The organism is Nocardia anocheti, from assembly GCF_029675105.1.
Lineage (GTDB): Bacteria > Actinomycetota > Actinomycetes > Mycobacteriales > Mycobacteriaceae > Nocardia.
In genome coordinates this window covers 232798-253156 of the sequence record NZ_JAQQFV010000004.1, presented here as the reverse complement: position 1 = coordinate 253156, position 20359 = coordinate 232798, and the positions used below count along the sequence as shown (strand labels likewise).

Sequence of the window (20359 nt, the reverse complement as noted above, 5' to 3'; positions counted from 1 at the left end):
GTGCTGATGTGTCCTGATAGAGAGAGATGTACGGGCGCTCATGGCCGCCGTGGTCCGAGGTCGTCACCGGTCATCTCCGAGCCGATGTCGTTGGCGGCTTCGGCGGCCGAACTCGCCGCCGACAGCCCTGCTTGGACCGCCATGGAGACCCCGCCGGTGGCCGCCGCGCCCGCCGCGCCGGTGGCCGCGGCCGATCCGCCGCCGGCTGCCGCGGGACCGCCCGCCTCGGTGGCACCGGCGAGGTCGATGCCAGTGCCGGCGCTGTCGCTGGGTGTGACGGGTGGTGTGCCGGAGGCGTCGGGATTCTCGGGCTGCGAGCCGGGTCCGGCTTCGAGTTCGAGCCCGGAGCTGCCGGTGCCGAGAGCTTTCGGCGAGGACCCGGACTCCAACTGAGCCTGTCCATCACCGGAAGGCAGCGCGGCCGTGCCTCCATTGCCCGGTGACGGGTCGGTCTCGCCTCCACCGGGGCCGGTCGCGGACATGAAGCTGGCGTATCCGCCTGCGCCAGTGGAAGATCCTGAACCATTGGTGCCCATCGCCGCAGCAGCACCGAGCGCCCCGCCTGCCAGACCACCGACCGCGAGGCCGAGCGCGCCGGAGCCACCGCTGACGCTCATGCCCATGAAGTCGAAGAACTTCAGCAGCGCGGGCAGGGCGATCACCGCGAGCGCGACCACCATCAGGCCTGTGACCAACGTGGTCAGGGATTGTTCTTCGCCGATGAGCGCGAAGCCCAAGGAGTAGATGTAGGCGGCCATCGGCTTGTAGAGGATCAGCGCCACGCAGGTCGCGGCGATGCGGGGGAACCACTGCCGCCCCCACGTGGTGAGCTGTCCAGCCGCCGCGAAGAGAATCAGGTTGTACAACACAACGATCCCGGCCTGGCGGATGAAGCCCATCACCCACTGGATCGCGCCGAGCAGGAACGCGACGATGCCCAGCAGCAGAACACCGCCCGGATTGCCGATGGTGGAGGTGCCCAGCATGACTTGGACGCGCTGGCCGAACTGGTTGGCGTCGGTGTCGATCATCTGGTGGGCGAAGTCGTCCCCGGCGTGGATCGCGCCGGAGAGCACGATCAGCGCCATCGAGGAGATGACGATGTATTTCACTCCGCCGAGCAGGATCTGCGCGCCCGGCTCGGTGCGACGGGTCACCATCATCACCATGGCGCCGCTGAGGATTCCGGCCATCATGATGAAGAACACGACCTTCTGGACCGGTGCCTTGTCCGCCATCACGCCCGCGTAGGACAGACTGATCGAGTCGGTGCCGATCCACCAGGTCATCGACTCGACCAGCAGGTCACCGCTGAAGCGTCCGATGGATTCGGCGGCCTTGCCGAAGGCCGAGTCCACCGCCTTGCCGATCGTGTTGTCGGCGACCCTGCCCGGGTGCAGGTCGATCGTGGTTTGTGTTGCGCCATTGTTGATTTGAGCCCGGAACGCGGTGTCGTCGTTCGGGTAGAGATAGCCGGTGTCGGGTTTGTCCTCGCACCCGGGGAACTGGGGATGCTGCGAGCACCAGATCACGCCGTCGGTGTCGCGCCAGCTCTTCTGCTCGGCGCTGAGCTCGGAGAGTTTCTGCGGCATGGCGGGTTCGGCCGCGGCCAGCGCCATCGGGCCCACCAGCAGCGCCAGCAGCATGCCCACGAGCGCGATGGGCCGCAGAGTCGACCAGGATGTGGTGCTCATCGCCCTGCCCTGTCCTGGAACGTCGTGAACCCGGTCAGGCCCGTGGAGTTCGGTAGTTCGGGGAGGCCGGAATCGACTTGGTAGACCCAGTCGGTGCCGTCCCACAGCGCGGCGCGGGGTACGAAGTCGTAGCCGCCCTTGTCAGACGGGACCGCGAAATACATCCGTGCGAACATCGGTGTGTAGGTGACGAATTGGAAGGCGACCGGCTGACGAAAGGCCGCTTCGAACTCTTCGGCGGACAGATTGCGGGTCAGGGTGACCGCGTTGCGTACTTGCTGTTGCTGGCCGAGGTCGGCGCGCACCTGGGTACCGAGTAACCGCTCGTAGCGGGCGTCGGTCAGCACCCGTGTGGCGATCTGCCACGCGGCGACAAGTGCGCCTTGGGGGGTGTGGGTGTAGCCGCGGGCGCGCGGACCATCGACCTGGGTGGGCCCGTCTTCACCGAAGGGCAGGCGGACGCCGTTGATCAATTTCCATTGCAGCTCGCGCGGCGGTGTCGTGGTGGTGGGTGCGTCAGGTGCCGACGGTGTCGCGACATCGCGTGGTTGATCTCGGATCACTGCGACCGCGATGATTCCGGCGATTGCGACCAGTACGGCGATGACGGCTACCGGCACCCACCGCCGCAGCGGGCGTGGGCCGCGGGGTACGGGGTGTTCGGCGAATTCTCGGGTGGTGGACATCAAGGTCTTCCTTGCTACAGCGGGGTGAATCCGGTCAGGTCTGCCGTGTCTGGCAGCGCTGGGGCGCTCAGCTCGCTGCTGTAGCGCCAGTCGCCCTCGCGCCACACCACCGCTTGACGGGTGATCCGGTAGGAGCCGGAGGCGCGGGGGTAGGCGTAATAGATCGTTGCGGCGTCGCTGGTGTAGGCGCCGATCTTGAATCCGGCGGGCTGCACGGTGGCGGCCTGCACGGCGGATGGGTCCAGCCGAGGCTGGCTGTCGCGGGCGGTGAGGATCTGGTGACGGTCGGCGGGCGAGATCGCGGTCTGGATGTCGAGGACGCGGGCGAAATCGGGGGAGTAGAGAAGTCGCATGCCGATCTGCAGCGCCGCGACGGTCGCGCCTTGCGGGGTGCGGGCGTAACCGCCCGCGACCGCCCCGTCGATGCGGGAGGGCCCATCCGAGGACGTGAACGGCAGGGGAACGCCGTCGACGCGCTGCCAAGACAGGCCCTGGGGCGCGGCGGTCAGCCAGTCCGGGTCGGCTGGGGAGCGGGCGAGCGGGATCTGGGGGACCAGCGAACCCTTCGCAGCGCTCGTCACCACCGTCGTCGAGGCTGTTGCGAGTGCGTCGCCTGGGGCATCGGTCTCGCCGTGGAAGCCCATGCCGACAAGGGCGAGCGCGCCGACAACGGCCAGTGCCGCCGCGCTGACCGACCCGATCAGATACGCGCGGCGCGCTTTCGCCAGATCAGCGGTGTCGCGGAACTCGGAGGTAGTCAATGACATTGGTGTTCAATCTCTTTCACAGAAATACGTTGATGACGGTGTAGGCCGACCCGGACAGCACGGTGGCGACGAGCACGACCGGCAGCGAGTGCAGGGCCTTCTTGGCTTGCTCGGAGCGACCACGGACGCCCACCATCAGCACTGCGGCGGTGATCAGGACGCCGCCGACCGCGCAGGCGAGCGCGAGGGTGCGCATCCAGCCGAGCGAGTCGGCGATGAAGGAATCCAGGTCCTCGGGAGCGTCGGCGGGATCTCCGCCGAACTTGTCCCATTGCACGCCGCCGGTTGCGGGGTCGCGGATGGGAATTTGCTCTCCGGTGCCGCCGCCACCCGGACTCTGGGGACTGAGCTGCTGGCTGGTCGGCGGGGTCGGTGTGGTCGTCGGCGGCTGAGCGTGCACGACTCCGGCACCGGCACCGGCAGTGGTCAGGATCGCGGCCAGCGCGAGCGCCCAGACCGCCCGTTTCACTGAAACGCCTCGATGATTCCGCCCGCGCCGCCGGTGATGACGATGCCGAGGATGACCATCGGCAGGTGCCCGAGCGCGTTCTTCGCCGTGTCGCTACGACCGCGCAGGCCCACGAACAGCATTCCAGCTACCGCGAGCAGTCCAGCGAAAGCCAGTGCGTAGCAGAGAGTTTTGGCGTAGCCGAGGGTGTCGTCGACGCGGGTGCCCAGCTCGCCAGGTAGCTCCTTGGCGGGTGGGTTGGGGACCTGGGCCAGCCAGTCGGCGGTCAGGAGCAGTGTGGACATTGGGGTATTCCTCTTCGTGATCGGTCAAGACGCCCGCAGGACGGAGCGCTCGTGCTCGCCCTCGCTGATGGGGACCAGCTCGGATGTGGCTGTGGTGGTTGGTGTTTCGCGCTCGATGGCGGTATGCACCGCCTGAACCAGCTCGTCGCGGAACTTGCGGGCGGGTTCGGCCCACCGATAGGTCTTGCGGTCGGCGTCGAAGACGCCGGTGGCCAGCAGGTTCCAGGGGTTGTCACTGACGGCCAGCGGTGAGAACCAGCCGAGCCGTAGCACCGGGGTGTTCAGATTGGTGGCGGCCATCTTCAGGCGGCGCTGGACAACCGTGGGCCAGCGCCCGTCGCAGTCGGCGACGACGACCAGGACCGGACGCACGGCCATCTGCTGGGCTGTGGCGATGGCCCAACTCACTGCGACGGCGGTCGCGCGGGTCACCAGGACGTCGACGGCCTGGGTGCCGTTGGCCTCGACGACACCGACATCGATGCCGTCGAGCAGATGAGCCACCGTGGTCGTGCCGACTCCACCGGCGATGCCCCCGATCACCGGGCGCCGCGGTCGCGTGCTCATCGCGCGCCCACCTGGGACACGCGCCAGCCGGCGCCGACCTTGACCAGCGCGAGCCCGACCACCAAGTGACGCTCCGGCAGGGGCCCGTTCGCAGTGCTGACCCTCTGGGTGACCTCGAGTAGTCGCGTCGCGGAGTTCGCGGTGTCGGCGGGCGCGCCGACCTCCGCGCCTGGGCGCACGCCGCCAGCGGGCACGCTCAGTGCCGCTGACCGCGCGGTCAGGTCGAGCCAGTCCGCTCCCGGGCCCGAAATCGGCGGATAGTCGCGCAGCAGCTGTGTGAGCCGGGGTTCGAGCAACGGGGCCGCGCGCAGCTTGGCGTCGTGCGGAGACAGATCGCGGGTGGTGTCCCACCCGTACCAGGTCCGCGCCACCGCGACCGCGACCGCATCGACATCGATGTCTTCGACCGGGCCGACCTCGACGGGAAGTGCGGTCGGAACCGCCAGCGGCGTCGAGGCCGGTGTCGCCGGAACTCGCGAGGTGGTTTCGGTCGGGGTCGTGACCGAGGTCGTCGGTGTCGGGGTGTTTGTCGGCGCGATGTGGTTGGCCTGGCCCGTGGAGCATGCCGCCACTGCCAGCGCCGCCCCGGCCAACGCGACTGCCTGCATCGGCCACGTAGTTTTCGGTATCATTGTCTTTGGATTCCTGCTCCGAATCGCCTGATTTCGATTCCTGGCCCCAAATTCGATAAGGGGGAGATTTTCACCCGATCGCCTGATTGGGGGGCTTCGACCATTTGTCCGTCGCCGAGCGCGATGGCGACATGTTGCGGATTTTCGCCGCTCGGAAATACGATGTCCCCCGGCTGGATATCGTCCTCGTCTACAGGGTGACCGCGTGTGTCATTGAGGATGGAGGTGGTGTAGTGGGGAAGTTGAATAGATTTGCTGCTCGCCTGCCCCACGGCATACAGGACAAGTCCCGAGCAGTCGAATCCGACTTTCTCGTAGTCGCCGAAGGAATCGGCGACACCGCCGTCACGAATTCCCTGTGACGGCCCGTCGAGATCGCCGCCGCCCCACGCATACGGCGTGCCCAGCCAGCACAGTGCCGCCGAGGCCACGTTCGCGCCGAAGGCTGCGCCCGGGTGGAACTGGCTGCAAGTGGTGAGTTCGACAGTGCCGAGCTGGGTGTATTTGGCCATCTTGGCTTTGACCCCAGGCGCGTACCCCTCGGTCTCCCCGTTGACGATCTGGGGCCCGCCAGCGGATACCACGCAGCCGTATCCGCAGTTGTAGGCGGCGAGCACGATGTCGATCAGATCGCCCTCGATCCGTCCGCTGGCCAGGTCCTGCTTGGCCTGCGCGACAGTGTCGCAGTCGAATTTCGCCTGCGCCATGATCGCGTCGGCCGGGTCGAAGGGAGAGATCACGCCGTTGCCGTCGGCATCGACGCCGTAGGACGGCCAGGTGTAGGGCATGAACTGCGACAGGCCCTGGGCGCCGGCCGGGGAGACCGCATGGGGGTTCCACCCCGACTCCTGCTCGATCTGGGCGGCGATGAGCGGGGCCGAGATCTCCTCGCACAGAGTGCCCGCCCGGATGACCCACGCCTCGAACTCCGGCGGAACAGTCCCGGTCGCGAGTTTCCCCTGCGCGAAACTCGGATTATCGCGGTCGCCGTCGATGAAGATCGCGACAATCAACACCGGAACCATGACGAGCGCTATCAAGAGCGCGACCAATTTCGATGCTTTCATCGCGATAACACCTCCTTGGGGCGTGCTTCGTAAACGGCCGTTTTCACTGGGAACGCGGTCGAGTAGTATTGATGCGGGATCGGGTGCCGCGAGAATTTCGGTCGCTACGTTCTTCCGCTTACGCCCGGCGCTCCGATGCCCCGGGCGCAAGCGGAAAGAAGGTCACCGATTCAGAGACCGGCCTGAATCTTCGCGGTCAGCCATTTCACGATCCATTGCGCGGCGGTGTCGCCGCTGTCATTGACCGTGTAGTTGCTCGCATAGGATCGGTGCGCGTCCAGAAGGAGATAGGACACGGCCTGAGATGCCTGTTGAACGAGCTCGTCGGGCTTGGTCAGGCTGACCAGCGCATCGAACTCGGGCATATCGATGACCTGGGCGACGTCATCGAGCATCGTCGAGGAGAACACCATCTCCGCCAGGGACAGCGGCAGCGAGTACGGTGAAGTCGCCGCGACCACACCGAGTTTCGTCAACTCGGTGATCACAGAACTGGCGGCCTTCGCGATGACCTGTGGGTCGGCCTCGGCGACGTTCCTGACCAGCTCCAGCCCGCGACCGATCGCATAGTTCGGCAGATCCTCGGGCGTGAGGTTGAGCAGCGGCACCACTGCGGCGACGACCTTGGACTTGCCCGAGAGCGAGCAAATCGTGTCGTTGGGCGCGCACATCGTGGTCACCCGCTCAGCGAGCACGCCCATCCCGCCGTCGCGCTGACCGAGCACACCCTCACCGCCCGGGTCGGCACCGACCAACGTTTCGGCCACCGACGACGACTTCGTGTTCACCGAGTTCGTCGGTGGAGCGCCATCGGAGGTGGAAGAAGCAGCCGACGCCGAACGTTTCGGGTCCGACAACAACCCACCGGCCAGAATGCGCGAGGGGTCGACCACGCCGCGGCGGTTCCCGACCTCGGACAGGAAGTCCCCAGCGATCAGCGCGCCCTGGCTGTAGCCCAGGATGACGAACTTCGACAACGGGCACGCTTGCGCCAATTCCGTGGCCCGCGCCTCGAGTGCGGACTTGCCATTGGCACGAGACTGGCTGAGTGTCAACGGATTTCCCGTCGCGATACCAGCGATCGGGCCGCCTACCTGCGCCACGTAAGGAACCTGTTCGGCGCGCACGGACGTCGCGTTGGGCCTCGGTGCGCTCGCCACGGTGCTCTGGGCCGACGAGGACCCGGCCACCTGCGTCGGCACCGCCTCCGCCGCAGCAGGCGCGGTGGCGCCCAGGGCAGCCAGGAGCGGCCCGGTGATCTGGCCGAGCATGCCCGGTACGACGTTGCGGTCGGCGTCGGCACTGGTTTCCCAGGTACCGGGGACCGCCAGCGTGATCACATCCGAGCAGTCGGTCGCCGTCGGTGCCGGTTCGGGATCGGCCCAGGCGGGCACCGCGGCAGCCGATGCCAGCACCACCGCCAGCGCCCCTGTGCATACGGAACGCCGCCCGATCGTCGCGGCCGACATCACCGCACCAGTCCCTGCACAGCGGTGAGCGCACCGTTGGCAGCCTCGGTCAGCGGACCGAGCTGGTCGGACTCGAACGGAGCCTGCTCGCCGATCGCCGAGGTGATCGCGTCGACGACGCCCGAGGTTCCCGGCGTCGAACGGGCAGCGGCGAGGACATCAGAGGTCACCTCCGCGAACGCGGCATCGACCGGCGCGGCCATCGGCTCGTCCTGCCACGCCTGTTTGGCACCTTCGATCACCGATGCGACCGTGTGAACAGCGTCGGTCCCGCCAGGCTGGGCCTGCACCCAGTCGTATGCCGCCTCGCCTGCCGCACGAGCGGCATCGGCGTCCGCGCGCAGCTGATCGTGCAGGGACAGGTCGGGCGCACCTGGATCGACTCCTTCCGGCGGAGCGACGAAGTCTGAGCCGTCGCCCGCCGTCGCGACTCCGCCGACCAGAGCGCCAACTGCCCCGCCAGCCACACCACCGGCAACTGCGGCGGGGACGCCGAGAGCCGCAGCGCCGACCGCTGCGCCGGCCGCCGCGCCCAGCGCGGTCCCCGCCACTGCGGAGGGGACGACACCGACGATGGGCAGCGGGACCAGCGTGCCTGCCGCGGCACCGGCCGCACCGCCGACCGCAGCTCCGACGACACCGCCGCCGACCGCTCCGATCGCGGCAGCGGGAACACCCAGAGTGATTGCGCCGATGCCGAGTCCGCTCGCTCCGCCCAGGACCATCGCGGTTGACATGACGTCGGCGCGGGAGGCACTGATCCCCGCAGATTGCAGGGCGGCGTTGGTGTCGCGTTGGGCGAGGGCCACGTGGCCGTTGATCTTCCACGCCACATCGGCGGGCACCCAGTCCGGGCGGTCGATGGTCAGATCACCGAGCCCGAGTTTGTCCGGAGCAGGAGGAGTGATCACCTTCGGCGGCTCGACCGGGATCGGCGCGGGCTCCACCACGACCGGCAGGTTCGGTTCTGGCGCGGGCTGGTGTAGTCGCTGCGGGCTCGAGGGCTGCTGAGGTAGCGCAGGGCCAGTTCCCTGATCGGTGGACGGTCGCGGGTCGCGATACTGACTCGGATCGCTCGGCAGTGCGGGCGCGGGAATCACCCTGCCCAACGGGGACTGCTCGGCAGGAGGAGGAACCGGAGCGGTCGGTCGGGTCTCGAAACCCGGTTGCGTTGTTGCAGGACCAGCAAGACCGGGCTGCTGAGTCGGCGCGGCTTGGGCCAACGCCGAGTTCGCGGCCAGGACAATCGTCGCTGCTACCGCCGAGGTCATCGCGACCCGCACAAGACCGGTGCCCGATCCGAGCATTCCCGTCATCCGGGCATACTTCTCCCCGTGCGCGACGGCGCAATCCCAGGTCGGTGCAGTGCGGTCGGCATCTGGTCCGACATTGTTCGCGGTCATGCGGCGGCCCGCCCGTCCACGCTCGACAGGACGCGCGGGGACGACTTGCCCACGATGCTCGCGGACGCGCCGACTCGGCGGGCCGCAAGCACGAACTCCTCCACCTCAACGGCGGGCAAATCGTAGAAAAATCGTGCGCCGCCAGGAAATTCTACGTGCACACTCATTGTCGGAACTGTGGACATGTTTATGCTCCATTCAAAAGGCAAGTGGGCATGGCGATTCCAGGGCTGGATGTGCGCTGAATTGGTCCTGCGGGTCATCCGGTGACCGCGCGGAATCGCATTCGCCGACCGCTGGTTGCGCCGCGCGGCGGCATGCGGGCGACTGCCTAGTCGGCGGCCTGTCGACCAGGTCGCTCCCACATCGGCACTTCTCCCTCACTTGCAGCTCAGCGACCGATTTCCGGCCGCGAGATGAAGGTAAATGGACTGGGGCAACCGCACAATGCACAGCTCAGAGTGGTAAATCGAAGTAATAGCAACTAGCCGGCATGGCCTACTACGACCAACTTCGATCAGGCTCGATCGCCTTTGATCTCGTGAGATAGATCACGAATCGGAAGTATCGAAACCGAAATGAAGCCGGGGGCGGCCAGTGGCTCCGTGATGCGGGATCGAAACCGTGACCAACTGTGTGACATCTCGCACGCTGATTCGCCGGTCGTCGTCGCGGCTTTCGAGCGGACATTGCCAGCTCATCACTGGGGTGTCGTGATCGCATCAACTCGTCGGCTTGCTCTGTGGCGGGGCTTCTGCTGTAGACAGGGCCAGGTGCGTCGGCTATGTACCAGCTATTATGTTGGGGAGCTATTAGTTGAACGGTCGCTTCTATACGCGTGCGCTGCTGGGTGCACAGATGGAGATCGTGTACAGGACTTCGGAGGTCGGGACTGCGGTGGATGAGAGCCGGTTACAGAGGATCTTGGATGGAATCCCGCTGACACCGCCGTGGACGGTAGGGGAGTTCACGAGGTACCTGTCCGGTCGTCTCGGCAAGCGGATCGTCTTGGCCCCATGGCGGGTGCATGTGCCGTCGGTGTCGCGATGTGGCGCCCTGTGGGTCACGCAGGACGAGCTTGTCGTCAAGTATGACGCCGCGCGATCGCCTCGCGGGCAGCGGCAGGAGATCATGCACGAGTTCGGTCACGTCCTGCTCGAACACCGGGGTGACGACCAGTACGAGGTGACCGACTCGTTGCTGTCCGAGGGCCTGGACCCCCAGCGAGTCCGCGAGATCATGCACCGAAGCCACTTCGACTCCACAGCCGAGCGCGAAGCCGAATGGCTGGGAACGCACCTCGCAGGGATGAGCCGCGGTCGGCCCGACGACATCAGCGGTGCGCGCCACCGCGCGGCATCTGTAATCGAACTGATGTGGCGATGAGCCCCAGCCCGTTACTCGTCGCCGAGGCCACGTCCTTGCTGTCCGAACCGGTCGCGGCGGCGCTGCTGATCTGGATCGCCGTCGTGGTCGTGGCCCGCATGACGGTGCTTATCGAACGCCTGAGCATGGACTGGGCATTGGCGGCATTGGCGGTGTCGTTCTGGATTACTGCGCTGCTGCGGGACCGGGCTGTTCAATCGGTTTTGACGCGCTGGATCGCGCTCGCTGACATTCGCCTTGCCACCCACGCGGCTGCACTGTGTGCGGCCGGCGCTCTCGTGTGGATAGGACTGCTGTGGCACGCGCGAAAACCCGTGCGCGACAGCACCATAGTGCTGATCTGGGTCGGCGTCGCGGCGCTCGTCGTCGCGCTGGCGTGGATCTCGGCCCCTGCACGCACGGCCAATATCGCGGTTGAGGAGCTTTCGGGATGGCGACCCGGGGTTTACATGACGACCTATTCGCTGCCCACCGTTCTCGCCGAGCTGATGATTCTGGTCACCGCCGTGAGTTTGGTGTGGCACTGGCGCCAGAGCCTCGCACGCGCGGCATTCGCGGGTGTCCTCATCCTCTGTATCGCCTTCTCCCAGATCGACGCCTGGACTCGAATCCTCACCGGTTGGTTGATCAGCGCAGGAGTACTGGACGACCTCACCGTCGACCGGGCGGTCAGCAATGATCTGTTCTTCCTGGCCCCGGTGGCGCTGCTGATGCTGCTGGCTTTGCCCTCGATCGCCACGTCCCTGGCGATCCGGCTGCGCCGAGACCCTGCCTCGCGCAATATCGCGGTTCTCGAGCCGATGTGGACGGACATGATGGACGCTCGCCCGGAAATGCGCCTGCACGTCAAGGCGCGCAAGGCGTTCCCCCAGGTGACCGAGCACCGCATGCGCATCGAGATCGAAGACACGATGATCTCTGCCGCCCCCTACCTCGCCGGTCTGGGCCCGCACCCGGACCCGTCCCAGGTGTGCCAGGCGCTGCGCGCCGCCCTGGACGCGGGCGTCGAGGGCCATCTCCACCAGGGCGCGAACGCGCCGGAGTGGGTGGGAAACGAGGCGTTCGTACTCAAGATCGCTCGTCAATGGAGCAGGACCCGTCCCGGCCCTGACCGAGCCACAGAACCGCATCCCAGAGAGGTATCCGTATGACGATGATGAAATCTACTGCGCCGCAGAGTATTCCGCATCCGCCTAGGCGGGTGCCGATCCTGGGTGATGTGCTGGGTATGGATCGCAAACGACCCAACCAGAAGACGTTGTGGCAGTTCAGCCAGCTGGGGCCGCTGTATCGGCGCACGTTCGTCGGCGGCATCCATTTGACCTTCGCCGGGTCGTCGGACCTCATGCGCGAGGTCATCGACGAGAAGTCCTGGCAGCGCCATTTCGCCCGCCCGTACGAAAAGCTGCGCGCCATCGCCGGGAACGGTCTGTTCACCGCCTCGAACGATTCACTCGAGTGGAAACGTGGCCACGAGGCGCTGATTCAGGGATTCGTGCCCGCCGCCCTCGCCGACTACCATGCCGCCTTCGTCGATGTGGCGGAGCAGACCGCGCAGTGGCTCGGGCAGGGCCGCACCGTCGATGACACCGCCGCGATGATGGGCGATGCCGCGCTGGAGGCGATCGGGCTGGCTGGGTTCGGCTACTCTGTCAGCGCATTCACCGACCGCGAGAACGGCCGAAACCCGTTTGCCGACGCGCTCACACGAGTGTTCGCCTACGCCCAGGAATCGGCGATTCCGGTGGTGGGCAAGCTCACCGGCGGCAAGCGCGCGCGTCAGAACAACCTGGACGTCGCGTTCATGAAGGGCGTGGTGTCCGAGGTGATCGAAGAACGGCGACAGTCCGGCCAGCGGTACCCGGATCTGCTCGACCGCATGATGTACCCCGTCGAGGGATCGGCGCTGCCCGATGACAACCTCATCGAGCAAGTCCTGACTCTCTTCGTCGCCGGGCACGAGACCACCGGCAACCTACTGGCCTTCGTCACGCACTTCCTGGCCAATGACCCGGAGCTGGCCGCGCGGGTACGCGCTGAGGCCACCGCGCTCACCACCAACGGCCGCATCGCCTACGAGGATGTGGCCAAGCTCGAGGTCACCGACGCAGTGATCGCCGAAGCGCTACGGCTATGGCCTGTCGCGCCGGGATTCTTCCGCGAAGCCCGCCAAGACACCACCCTCGGCGGATTCCCCATCGCCGCAGGCGAATGGGTTTTCGTGCTGCTGTTGGCGGTGCACCGCGATCCGGCCGTGTGGGGGAGCGACGCGAACGAGTTCCGCCCCGATCGCTGGTTGGGTGGATTCCGGCCCAAGCCCTGGGCCTATCGACCGTTCGGGACCGGCCCGCGCGCGTGCATCGGCCAGGCTTTCGCGCTACACGAAGCGAAACTGCTGGTCGCCTCGTTGGTGCGCGACTACGAACTCACCGCACACGGCGAACTCGACGTCGAGGAGAATCTGACGCTACGCCCGGCGAACCTGAAAATCGGATTCCGCCGCATCGAATGACCAGGGCAGGGGCTGGATTTACCGCTTGCGGGCAGGAAGCGCACGCAGATCGGCGATCAGCTCCCTGAGCTTGTCGCGGGTCAGCGCTCGCGCCGCAACGTGCTGTACCCCGCGGTCACGCGCCAGGGTCCACAGCTGTAGCCGCAAGTCGATATCCACATCCTCGTCCCCGACCGGCAGCAGGTAGGCCGTATCGGTGACACCGCACAGTGCACATAGCGCCTCCGCTACCTCGGGCGTCACCTCCAGGACCGAACCGGCGCGCAAAGCCGCGATCTCGTCGGGAGTCACCGCGCGCCCCAGAGCCTCGGTCAGCGCGGCGGCGATCTGCTCGTTGTTCATCGCCGGTTCGTCCCATCGGTGCGAATAGGCGATCATGCGGTCGATCTTCCCAGCCAACGACAGTGTCATGAGGGTCCTCACCGGTTGATCCGTCGGGTTCCCGAAAGTGTCCGCTCCGTCTGTGACCACCGCTGCGCGAACTCCTCGGCGCGCTCGGACGCCGACTCCGGCAGGCGCCCCAGCAGCCAGCGCAGATACAACAACTCCGTCTGATCGTCGGCGGTGGGCGCCTGCGGCTCGCGGCGCAGATAGTGGCCCAACAGCATCTCGATGGTGGCCTCGCTCAGCGTCCCGTCGAAGCGCTGGTGCTCGATGTCGGCGATGGTCCACGCCCTCAGCATGCGGTCAGCGATGGTGTTCATGCCGTCGACCAGCGGTGCAAGACGTTCATCATCACCCGCGACCTCGGTCACCCTCTGCGCCATCCCCACTGTGTCCTGGAACAAGTTGGCCGGGATCGGAACGTAGAGCACCTTCGACGTCGGCTGCGGCGCGTCGGTGCTGTCGATGACCTCCGGGGGTAGGCGCTTGGTGAAGGCATTCGATGCGGAGCCGCCCTTCCATTTCAGCCCCGCGTCCAGCCTGGGCAGCGTGTTGTCGCGCAGAATCCCGGCCTTGCCGCTTTCGATCTTCTCGATAGTCCTTGGGTTCAGTCCGGTAGCCGCGTGAAGCGCCTGCCTGGACATGCCTAGCTCTGTACGCCGCGCCTGCACTACCTGGCCCAGGTACTCGGGGTATCGCGTAGTCATCGCCTCGACTCTGTGTAGTAAGGGCTCGCAGAACATGCTGCTACACCCGCATTGCTGTCGATACTACATGACTTGAGTGTGTACTTCACGGTCGGTCGATCTGTAGTTACGTCCGTCATATCCAGCGGAAGGCGCGTAGAACTACACACTTGTAGTGCAGATGATGTGTAGTTTGTCGGTTGTAAATATGCACTTAGATACGTACTATGGCGGTGTAGCGACAGGTGGCCGCAGGTCAGACCCCTGATGTCACGCCCGTGTCGTGGAGCGCGCTCAGTCCGAGCTGGCTCACAGGGCGTCACCCGGCTGCCACTTCAACGAAGGAAACAGGCAATGGACAACACCAACGACATCTGGCTGACGAGCAAGGAAGTTGCACTACGTCTCAAGGTCGAGGTCTGCACGCTGGACAGCTGGGCGTACAACGGCACCGGTCCCGACTTCATCAAGCCGGGCCGTATTCGCCGCTATGCGCTGGCCGACATCGTCGCGTGGGAAGACCGACTGCGAGCCGAAGCGAAACTTCGACGGCAAATCGCCCAGGCCAACGTCCGTCGTCATGTCGCCTAGTCGCTTCCAAGCTGAGGGCGGCAGCGGCTTGCCTGATCGACGTGTCCGCTGCCTGGGATCTCGCGCGCGATCGATGCCATCAAATCCGCACATCTCAGGTATGAAATGAACACCCATCCCCGACGGCAACGTTTCGGTCTTCGATCTCAGTCGGCGGACGTCGAGACCGTCCGGCGCCGCCTCAAAACTCTCCGGCGGTCGTATCGAGCGAATCGAGTCGCGAAGGAAGCGGTTTTATGACCGCCGATGAGGTATGGCTCTCCACCGAAGATCTGGCCCGGCGGTTTCAGGTCCCGGTGAAGACGATTTCCGTATGGGCGTCAGCCGGAAAAGGCCCGAACTACATAAAGGTCGGTCGGTACCGGCGATATCGGCTGAGTGACATCGAAGAGTGGGAGCAGGATCTCCTAAAAACTAGCCGCACTCGGCGAGCTGCATAAGGGCACTCGTTTTCGGTTTAGACCGGAATCTCCGACCCCCCTACGACGATAGGTCTACGGGGGGTCGGATCGTGTTCGCAGGGACGACGTTCAGCTACCTGTTGGCTAACTTTTCTCGGTAGACGGATGGTCGGTTGGCATTCAATAGTTTTGCTGCCGCCCCGGCCTAGGGGTGCGGAAGGCAATTCGATCCAGAAAGTGTGGAGATGGCAAGTATTCAGGTCCGTGAAATCATGATGGGCCCGCGCGGTGGTCCGAAGAAGAAGGTAAAGCGATACATCGTTCGTTGGGAGGATCAGAACGGGGTACCTGACTCGAAAACCTTCGACAAGCGAGGTCGTTTTGATATCCCAGACACTGCCGAGTACTTCAAGAGCAAGATCGAGGCGAAGCTTCGTGACGGTGAGTATGTCAATCCTGACCTCGGTAAACAGAACGTCAAGACCTACGCCGAGAAGTGGCGGGACCGTGCTCGCAAAGATGGCACCTATAAGGCTCGGCAGCAGTTCATCAATAACCTCGGTCCGCTAGCGAAGCTCAGCCTGGCGCAGGTTCAACGCAGTGATATCCGCGATTGGACGGATCTACTCCTCACCGGTCGGCCCTGGTGCAACGGAAAGGCTCTCCAGCTTTCGACGGTGTCGTTGTATCTCCAGCATCTGACGACTCTTCTGCAAATCGCAGTGGACGATGAGCTGATCGTCAAGAACGCGGCCAGGAAGTTCAGGCTCGACGGCGACGACTACGAGGAGGGTCTGAAGGGGCCGACCGCGACGGAGCTACTCACGCCAGCGCTCATCAGCCGCGTGCGGGAGCATGCGTCCGAGACCGTCTCCATCATGATCTTGGTGAGCGCGCTGACCGGCCTGCGGGTCAGCGAAGTTGCTGGCCTTCGTGTGCAGGATGTCAACTTCGTGCGGCGAGAACTCAACGTAGTCCAGCAGGCCGCGCGCAGCCCCAAGAGGGAGCCGGTCACGCCAAAGACGCTGTCTTCGCGCCGCACCATCCCGTTGTCCAAGTCCGCTGTGGAGACCCTCGCCGCGTATCTGGCGGACGATGCCCACAGTCGCGGTCCCGGTGGACTGATCTTCGCGGCCCCGCGCGGTGGACGCTGGTACGCCACTTTGCTCGGTGGCAACTTCCGACGAGCATGCGAGAAAGCGGGGCTCGGCACGGAGTGGTCGTGGCACGACCTGCGCCACTATTTCGCCTCGCGCCTCATCTTCAAGGGGCGGGACGTCAAGACCGTCAGCGAACTTCTAGGACACTCCTCTCCGAATATGACATGGAAGGTCTATGTCCACCTGTGGCCCGGTCAAGACGACGCACTGCGCGAAGACATGGACGAAGCACTTCGCGACATCACCGCGCAGCGATGGGATGAGAATGGGATGGGATCGGACCTGCGGGGCGAGGCCGCGTAGCTCCGTGGGATCATGGACAACGCCGATTCCCATCAGTGACCAGGAGCCCCGTGCCTAGCTTTGCCGACACGACGTTCACCGATCCGTCGCGAGTCCGGAACTTCTGCATCATCGCGCACATCGACCACGGCAAGTCGACGCTGGCCGACCGGATGCTGCAGCTGACCGGTGTGGTCGAGGAGCGCGCGATGCGTGCCCAGTACCTGGACCGGATGGACATCGAGCGTGAACGCGGCATCACCATCAAGGCGCAGAACGTGCGCCTGCCCTGGAACGTCGACGGCGAGGACTATGTCCTGCACATGATCGACACCCCCGGCCACGTCGACTTCACCTACGAGGTCTCGCGGGCGCTCGAGGCGTGTGAGGGCGCGATCCTGCTGGTCGACGCCGCCCAGGGCATCGAGGCGCAGACGCTGGCGAACCTGTACCTGGCGATGGAACGCGATCTGGCGATCATCCCGGTGCTGAACAAGATCGACCTGCCCGCCGCCGACCCGGACCGCTACGCCGCCGAGATCGCGCACATCGTGGGCTGCGAGGCCGACGATGTGCTGAGGGTCTCCGGCAAGACCGGTGTGGGTGTCGACGCGCTGCTCAACAAGGTGATCGCCGAGGTCCCGCCGCCGGTCGGCGACGCCGAGGCCCCGGCCCGCGCGCTGATCTTCGACTCGGTCTACGACACCTATCGCGGCGTGGTCACCTACGTGCGTGTGGTCGACGGCAAGCTCACCCCGCGCCAGAAGATCAAGATGATGTCCACCGGCGCGCAGCACGAGCTGCTCGAGATCGGCATCGTCTCGCCCGAACCCAAGCCCACCCAGGGCCTGGGCGTCGGCGAGGTGGGGTATCTGATCACCGGCGTGAAGGACGTGCGTCAGTCCAAGGTCGGTGACACCGTCACCTCCGCCCGCGACGGCGCCGCCGCGGCGTTGGCGGGCTATCAGGAACCGCGGCCGATGGTCTACTCGGGCCTGTACCCGGTCGACGGGTCGGACTACCCCGACCTGCGTGACGCGCTGGACAAACTGCAGCTCAACGACGCGGCGCTGACCTATGTGCCGGAGACCTCGGTGGCGCTGGGCTTCGGCTTCCGCTGCGGCTTCCTCGGACTGCTGCACATGGAGATCACCCGCGAGCGGCTCCAGCGCGAGTTCGGCCTCGACCTGATCTCCACCGCGCCCAACGTGATCTACCGGGTGGTCATGGAGGATGGTGCCGAGCACATCGTCACCAACCCCTCCTACTGGCCCGAGGGCAAGGTCCGCCAGACCTTCGAGCCGGTCACCAAGTGCACCGTGATCGCGCCGAGCGAGTTCGTCGGCACCATCATGGAGCTGTGCCAGAGCCGCCGCGGCGAGCTGCTGGGCATGGACTACCTGTCGGAGACGCGCGTGGAGATGCGCTACACGCTGCCGATGGCCGAGATCATCTTCGACTTCTTCGACTCGCTCAAGTCGCGCACCCGTGGTTACGCCTCGCTCGACTACGAGGAGGCAGGCGAGCAGTCCTCGGCGCTGGTCAAGGTCGACATCCTGCTCCAGGGCGAGGCGGTCGACGCGTTCAGTGCCATCGTGCACAAGGACGCCGCGCAGGCCTACGGCAACAAGATGACCACCAAGCTGCGCGAGCTCATCCCGCGTCAGCAGTTCGAGGTGCCGATCCAGGCCGCGATCGGCTCCAAGATCATCGCCCGCGAGAACATCCGCGCCATCCGCAAGGACGTGCTGGCCAAGTGCTACGGCGGTGACATCAGCCGCAAGCGCAAGCTGCTCGAGAAGCAGAAGGAAGGCAAGAAGCGCATGAAGACCATCGGCCGGGTCGACGTGCCGCAGGAGGCCTTCGTGGCCGCGCTGTCCTCGGACGCGGCCTCCGACAAGCCCAAGGGCAAGTAGCCCTCAGCTCGACTCGGCGGGTAGGCGCACCCACAGGCGCGCCCCGCCGAGCGGGCTGTCGGTGAGTTCGGCGGTGCCGCCGTGCAATTCGGCCTGCTGGCGGACCAGGGCGAGACCGAGGCCGGAGCCCGGGGAGCCGGGCCGTTTCACGAAGCGGTCGAACGCGGTGGCGGCGAGGTGGTTCGGCAGACCGGTGCCGTTGTCGTCGACGGTGATCTCGACGAAGGTGCCCGCGCGCCGGGCGGCGACGGCGATCTCGGTGGCCCCGCCGTGGTGCACGGCATTGGCGACCGCGTTGGTGACGATGAGCAGGACGCCACCGGGCTCTCGGCGGCGAGGACGTCGGCCAGGACCGCGCCGCGTTGGTCGGCGGGCAGGTCGGGACCGGCGAGCACCTGCAGGTCGGTGCGCATCGCGGTGAGCGGGGTGCGCAGTTCGTGCGCGCAGACGGCGGCGAAATCGCGGGCACTCGCCAGGGCCTGACGGGTCTCGCCGTGCGCGGTCTCCAATCTGGCCAGCATCCGGGTGATCGCGGCGTCGACCAGTTCGCGGTCGGCGCGCAGTTTCACGATCAGTCCCGGCGCGCCCTGGACCGGTGCCAGCGCGGTATCCGGGACGACGATCGTGTCCGCCGGATCGAGGGGCCGCGCGGGGGCCGCGGTGATCGGGACCGGCGGGAACAGTCCGTCGTCGGCGGCGACCTGCACGCGCATGGTCGAGACCGTCTGGTCCAGCTGACGGCTGCCCGCCACCGCCAACAGCGCCGCGTAGGTGAAGCCCAGCGTGATCGCGACCAGCGCGGCCACCGCCGCCGACACCAGCGCCACCCGCGTGCGCAACGACCACGAGCCCCTCACGGGGTGTCCCGCAGCACGAAACCGACCCCGCGCACCGTGTGCACCACCCGGGCGACGTCGTTCGCCTCCAGCTTGCGCCGCAGGTAGGAGACGAACACGTCGACCACATTGGTGTCGGTGCTGAAGTCGTAGCCCCAGACGGTGGCAGGATCTGCTCGCGTCCCAGCACCATCTCGGGATGGCGGGCCAGCATCGCCAGCAGCTCGAACTCGCGTTTGGTGAGCTCGACCGGTTCGCCGCCCGCCGTCACCCGGTGGCCCACCGGATCGATCACCACCGCGCCCACCTGCACCGTCGCACCACCGCCGGTCACCGGCCTGCGCCGCAGCAGCGCGCGCAGCCGGGCGACGAGCTCGCCGAGGTCGAACGGTTTGGTGAGATAGTCGTCAGCGCAGCGCGGTGACCACCCCGACACCGTCGAGCTCGGGCATGTTCACATCGAGCACCATGGCGTCGGGCGCGGCCGAGCGCACCAGGGCGAGCGCCGCCGCGCCGTCACCGGCCGTGATGACGTCGAAGCCCGAGAGTTCCAGGCCGCGACGCAGCGACGCGAGTACGCGGACCTCGTCGTCGACGACCAAGATCTGCTGTCCGGTCATCCGCTCACCCTAGTGCGATCACTCGTCGGCGCCGGTCAGCGTGGGCGCCCGCGGGCAGTACGACCGCCGGGGCACCGTCCGGCGCGTCACCGGGGGCCAGGCGCAGGCACAGCGTGCCCTCCTCGCCACCGGGCAGCCGCTGCGCCGGAACCGACTCGGGTCCGGGGCCGCGCTCGATGACGATGGTCCGGGAGAAGTCGCCGTCGGCGCCCGGCTGGGCGGGAACGGCACGGTGGAACCGCGCGCCCGCAGTGTCGGGGGCGCCGCACGTCGTCACGGTCTGCCCGGGCGCACCGGGGTCGGCGGTGGCGACCCCGCCGAGGGCGGCGGTGCACAGGGCGGCGCCGGGCACGGCGAGCACGCGGCGAGGGGTCGGGGATACGGTCATGATGACTCCTGACGTGGGGTTTCGCCGACCTGTCCGGTCGGTGGAACCGACGCTGAGCAGCCGATCTTCACGCACTGTTGATCAATCGTTAGAGTTCTCTTGGGATCCGGATCCCCCTGTTTTTCGCGGCTCGCCGAAAGCTGTTGCTGGCCATAGGGT

The 20359-nt window shown here is 66.4% G+C and carries 22 protein-coding genes and 2 pseudogenes; 7 read left to right on the top strand and 17 right to left on the bottom strand.

Annotated elements, in window-relative coordinates; translation table 11 throughout:
* Nucleotides 1-38: 38 nt before the first annotated feature.
* The 11 genes from QC180_RS12255 to QC180_RS12205 all read right to left on the bottom strand — a co-directional run bounded on the left by QC180_RS12255 (nucleotide 39) and on the right by QC180_RS12205 (nucleotide 9205).
* A complete protein-coding gene (locus QC180_RS12255; protein WP_278262814.1) occupies nucleotides 39-1694 on the bottom strand; it encodes a hypothetical protein in 1656 nt (551 codons plus the stop codon).
* Entirely contained in the window at nucleotides 1691-2314 is a 624-nt protein-coding gene (locus tag QC180_RS12250; RefSeq protein WP_278262813.1) for a DUF8175 domain-containg protein, read from the bottom strand. Before QC180_RS12250 ends, QC180_RS12255 begins: the two co-directional genes overlap by 4 nt.
* An 80-nt stretch (nucleotides 2315-2394) precedes the next feature.
* Complete coding sequence (locus QC180_RS12245; RefSeq protein ID WP_278262812.1) at nucleotides 2395-3147, bottom strand: DUF8175 domain-containg protein; 753 nt, start codon at nucleotides 3145-3147, stop codon at nucleotides 2395-2397.
* A 16-nt stretch (nucleotides 3148-3163) separates the two neighbouring features.
* Nucleotides 3164-3616: a hypothetical protein gene (locus tag QC180_RS12240; RefSeq protein ID WP_278262811.1), complete on the bottom strand. Its 453-nt coding sequence runs from the start codon at nucleotides 3614-3616 to the stop codon at nucleotides 3164-3166.
* The gene (locus QC180_RS12235; protein WP_278262810.1) at nucleotides 3613-3900 is read right to left on the bottom strand and encodes a hypothetical protein; all 288 of its coding nucleotides are present in this window, start codon (nucleotides 3898-3900) and stop codon (nucleotides 3613-3615) included. Before QC180_RS12235 ends, QC180_RS12240 begins: the two co-directional genes overlap by 4 nt.
* Before the next feature lie 24 nt (nucleotides 3901-3924).
* Nucleotides 3925-4467 (bottom strand): hypothetical protein, encoded by a 543-nt coding sequence (locus tag QC180_RS12230; protein WP_278262809.1) that lies wholly within the window; start codon nucleotides 4465-4467, stop codon nucleotides 3925-3927.
* On the bottom strand, nucleotides 4464-5075 hold the full coding sequence (locus tag QC180_RS12225) for a hypothetical protein (protein ID WP_278262808.1): 612 nt from the start codon (nucleotides 5073-5075) through the stop codon (nucleotides 4464-4466). The genes QC180_RS12230 and QC180_RS12225 overlap by 4 nt, the downstream gene beginning before the upstream one ends.
* A gap of 20 nt (nucleotides 5076-5095) precedes the next feature.
* The gene (locus tag QC180_RS12220) at nucleotides 5096-6166 is read right to left on the bottom strand and encodes a C40 family peptidase (protein WP_278262807.1); all 1071 of its coding nucleotides are present in this window, start codon (nucleotides 6164-6166) and stop codon (nucleotides 5096-5098) included.
* A 170-nt stretch (nucleotides 6167-6336) separates the two neighbouring features.
* Nucleotides 6337-7635 (bottom strand): cutinase family protein, encoded by a 1299-nt coding sequence (locus QC180_RS12215; protein WP_278262806.1) that lies wholly within the window; start codon nucleotides 7633-7635, stop codon nucleotides 6337-6339.
* The gene (locus QC180_RS12210) at nucleotides 7635-8585 is read right to left on the bottom strand and encodes a hypothetical protein (RefSeq protein ID WP_278262805.1); all 951 of its coding nucleotides are present in this window, start codon (nucleotides 8583-8585) and stop codon (nucleotides 7635-7637) included. The genes QC180_RS12215 and QC180_RS12210 overlap by 1 nt, the downstream gene beginning before the upstream one ends.
* 449 nt (nucleotides 8586-9034) lie before the next feature.
* Nucleotides 9035-9205: a hypothetical protein gene (locus QC180_RS12205; RefSeq protein WP_278262804.1), complete on the bottom strand. Its 171-nt coding sequence runs from the start codon at nucleotides 9203-9205 to the stop codon at nucleotides 9035-9037.
* Between the two features lie 691 nt (nucleotides 9206-9896).
* Here QC180_RS12205 and QC180_RS12200 point away from each other — a divergent pair.
* The 3 genes from QC180_RS12200 to QC180_RS12190 are packed head-to-tail and all read left to right on the top strand — an operon-like array spanning nucleotide 9897 to nucleotide 12936.
* Entirely contained in the window at nucleotides 9897-10424 is a 528-nt protein-coding gene (locus tag QC180_RS12200) for an ImmA/IrrE family metallo-endopeptidase (protein ID WP_278262803.1), read from the top strand.
* Nucleotides 10421-11575, top strand: coding sequence for a DUF6545 domain-containing protein (locus QC180_RS12195; protein WP_278262802.1), 1155 nt, complete (start codon nucleotides 10421-10423; stop codon nucleotides 11573-11575). The genes QC180_RS12200 and QC180_RS12195 overlap by 4 nt, the downstream gene beginning before the upstream one ends.
* Nucleotides 11572-12936, top strand: a complete 1365-nt coding sequence (locus QC180_RS12190; RefSeq protein WP_347567321.1) for a cytochrome P450 — start codon at nucleotides 11572-11574, stop codon at nucleotides 12934-12936. The genes QC180_RS12195 and QC180_RS12190 overlap by 4 nt, the downstream gene beginning before the upstream one ends.
* Before the next feature lie 18 nt (nucleotides 12937-12954).
* Here the strand turns inward: QC180_RS12190 and QC180_RS12185 are convergent, their stop codons facing one another.
* Both QC180_RS12185 and QC180_RS12180 read right to left on the bottom strand, forming a co-directional pair.
* Nucleotides 12955-13347 carry a hypothetical protein gene (locus tag QC180_RS12185; RefSeq protein ID WP_278262801.1) on the bottom strand — a complete coding sequence of 131 codons (393 nt, stop codon included), beginning with the start codon at nucleotides 13345-13347 and terminating at the stop codon, nucleotides 12955-12957.
* 8 nt (nucleotides 13348-13355) lie between these two features.
* A complete protein-coding gene (locus QC180_RS12180; RefSeq protein WP_347567320.1) occupies nucleotides 13356-13964 on the bottom strand; it encodes a hypothetical protein in 609 nt (202 codons plus the stop codon).
* A 396-nt stretch (nucleotides 13965-14360) separates the two neighbouring features.
* Here QC180_RS12180 and QC180_RS12175 point away from each other — a divergent pair, with 396 nt between their 5' ends.
* From QC180_RS12175 to lepA, 4 genes are all read left to right on the top strand, one after another.
* Nucleotides 14361-14597: a helix-turn-helix transcriptional regulator gene (locus QC180_RS12175; protein ID WP_278262799.1), complete on the top strand. Its 237-nt coding sequence runs from the start codon at nucleotides 14361-14363 to the stop codon at nucleotides 14595-14597.
* Nucleotides 14598-14833: 236 nt separating this feature from the next.
* Complete coding sequence (locus QC180_RS12170) at nucleotides 14834-15037, top strand: helix-turn-helix domain-containing protein (protein WP_278262798.1); 204 nt, start codon at nucleotides 14834-14836, stop codon at nucleotides 15035-15037.
* A 206-nt stretch (nucleotides 15038-15243) separates the two neighbouring features.
* The gene (locus QC180_RS12165; protein ID WP_278262797.1) at nucleotides 15244-16461 is read left to right on the top strand and encodes a tyrosine-type recombinase/integrase; all 1218 of its coding nucleotides are present in this window, start codon (nucleotides 15244-15246) and stop codon (nucleotides 16459-16461) included.
* Between the two features lie 50 nt (nucleotides 16462-16511).
* Complete coding sequence (gene lepA, locus QC180_RS12160; protein WP_278262796.1) at nucleotides 16512-18356, top strand: translation elongation factor 4; 1845 nt, start codon at nucleotides 16512-16514, stop codon at nucleotides 18354-18356.
* Between the two features lie 3 nt (nucleotides 18357-18359).
* Here lepA and QC180_RS30345 read toward each other — a convergent pair.
* The 4 genes and pseudogenes from QC180_RS30345 to QC180_RS12145 all read right to left on the bottom strand — a co-directional run.
* Nucleotides 18360-18608: pseudogene (locus tag QC180_RS30345) on the bottom strand (sensor histidine kinase); the annotation flags it as partial.
* A complete protein-coding gene (locus tag QC180_RS30340) occupies nucleotides 18503-18877 on the bottom strand; it encodes a histidine kinase dimerization/phospho-acceptor domain-containing protein (RefSeq protein WP_474646441.1) in 375 nt (124 codons plus the stop codon). The pseudogene QC180_RS30345 and the gene QC180_RS30340, both read right to left, overlap by 106 nt.
* A gap of 332 nt (nucleotides 18878-19209) precedes the next feature.
* Nucleotides 19210-19812, bottom strand: a pseudogene (locus QC180_RS12150) (response regulator transcription factor).
* A gap of 4 nt (nucleotides 19813-19816) precedes the next feature.
* Nucleotides 19817-20200 carry a hypothetical protein gene (locus tag QC180_RS12145; RefSeq protein WP_278262795.1) on the bottom strand — a complete coding sequence of 128 codons (384 nt, stop codon included), beginning with the start codon at nucleotides 20198-20200 and terminating at the stop codon, nucleotides 19817-19819.
* Between the last annotated feature and the right edge of the window lie 159 nt (nucleotides 20201-20359).

Excerpts from the sequence above, each read along its gene's own strand:
- QC180_RS12255 (WP_278262814.1), bottom strand. The coding sequence starts at position 1,694 with ATGAGCACCACATCCTGGTCGACTCTGCGGCCCATCGCGCTCGTGGGC.
- QC180_RS12245 (WP_278262812.1), bottom strand. The coding sequence starts at position 3,147 with ATGTCATTGACTACCTCCGAGTTCCGCGACACCGCTGATCTGGCGAAA.
- QC180_RS12235 (WP_278262810.1), bottom strand. The coding sequence starts at position 3,900 with ATGTCCACACTGCTCCTGACCGCCGACTGGCTGGCCCAGGTCCCCAAC.
- QC180_RS12230 (WP_278262809.1), bottom strand. The coding sequence starts at position 4,467 with ATGAGCACGCGACCGCGGCGCCCGGTGATCGGGGGCATCGCCGGTGGA.
- QC180_RS12225 (WP_278262808.1), bottom strand. The coding sequence starts at position 5,075 with ATGCAGGCAGTCGCGTTGGCCGGGGCGGCGCTGGCAGTGGCGGCATGC.
- QC180_RS12220 (WP_278262807.1), bottom strand. The coding sequence starts at position 6,166 with ATGAAAGCATCGAAATTGGTCGCGCTCTTGATAGCGCTCGTCATGGTT.
- QC180_RS12215 (WP_278262806.1), bottom strand. The coding sequence starts at position 7,635 with ATGTCGGCCGCGACGATCGGGCGGCGTTCCGTATGCACAGGGGCGCTG.
- QC180_RS12205 (WP_278262804.1), bottom strand. The coding sequence starts at position 9,205 with ATGAGTGTGCACGTAGAATTTCCTGGCGGCGCACGATTTTTCTACGAT.
- QC180_RS12200 (WP_278262803.1), top strand. The coding sequence starts at position 9,897 with ATGGAGATCGTGTACAGGACTTCGGAGGTCGGGACTGCGGTGGATGAG.
- QC180_RS12195 (WP_278262802.1), top strand. The coding sequence starts at position 10,421 with ATGAGCCCCAGCCCGTTACTCGTCGCCGAGGCCACGTCCTTGCTGTCC.
- QC180_RS12190 (WP_347567321.1), top strand. The coding sequence starts at position 11,572 with ATGACGATGATGAAATCTACTGCGCCGCAGAGTATTCCGCATCCGCCT.
- QC180_RS12185 (WP_278262801.1), bottom strand. The coding sequence starts at position 13,347 with ATGACACTGTCGTTGGCTGGGAAGATCGACCGCATGATCGCCTATTCG.
- QC180_RS12180 (WP_347567320.1), bottom strand. The coding sequence starts at position 13,964 with ATGTCCAGGCAGGCGCTTCACGCGGCTACCGGACTGAACCCAAGGACT.
- QC180_RS12175 (WP_278262799.1), top strand. The coding sequence starts at position 14,361 with ATGGACAACACCAACGACATCTGGCTGACGAGCAAGGAAGTTGCACTA.
- QC180_RS12170 (WP_278262798.1), top strand. The coding sequence starts at position 14,834 with ATGACCGCCGATGAGGTATGGCTCTCCACCGAAGATCTGGCCCGGCGG.
- QC180_RS12165 (WP_278262797.1), top strand. The coding sequence starts at position 15,244 with ATGGCAAGTATTCAGGTCCGTGAAATCATGATGGGCCCGCGCGGTGGT.
- QC180_RS30340 (WP_474646441.1), bottom strand. The coding sequence starts at position 18,877 with ATGCTGGCCAGATTGGAGACCGCGCACGGCGAGACCCGTCAGGCCCTG.
- QC180_RS12145 (WP_278262795.1), bottom strand. The coding sequence starts at position 20,200 with ATGACCGTATCCCCGACCCCTCGCCGCGTGCTCGCCGTGCCCGGCGCC.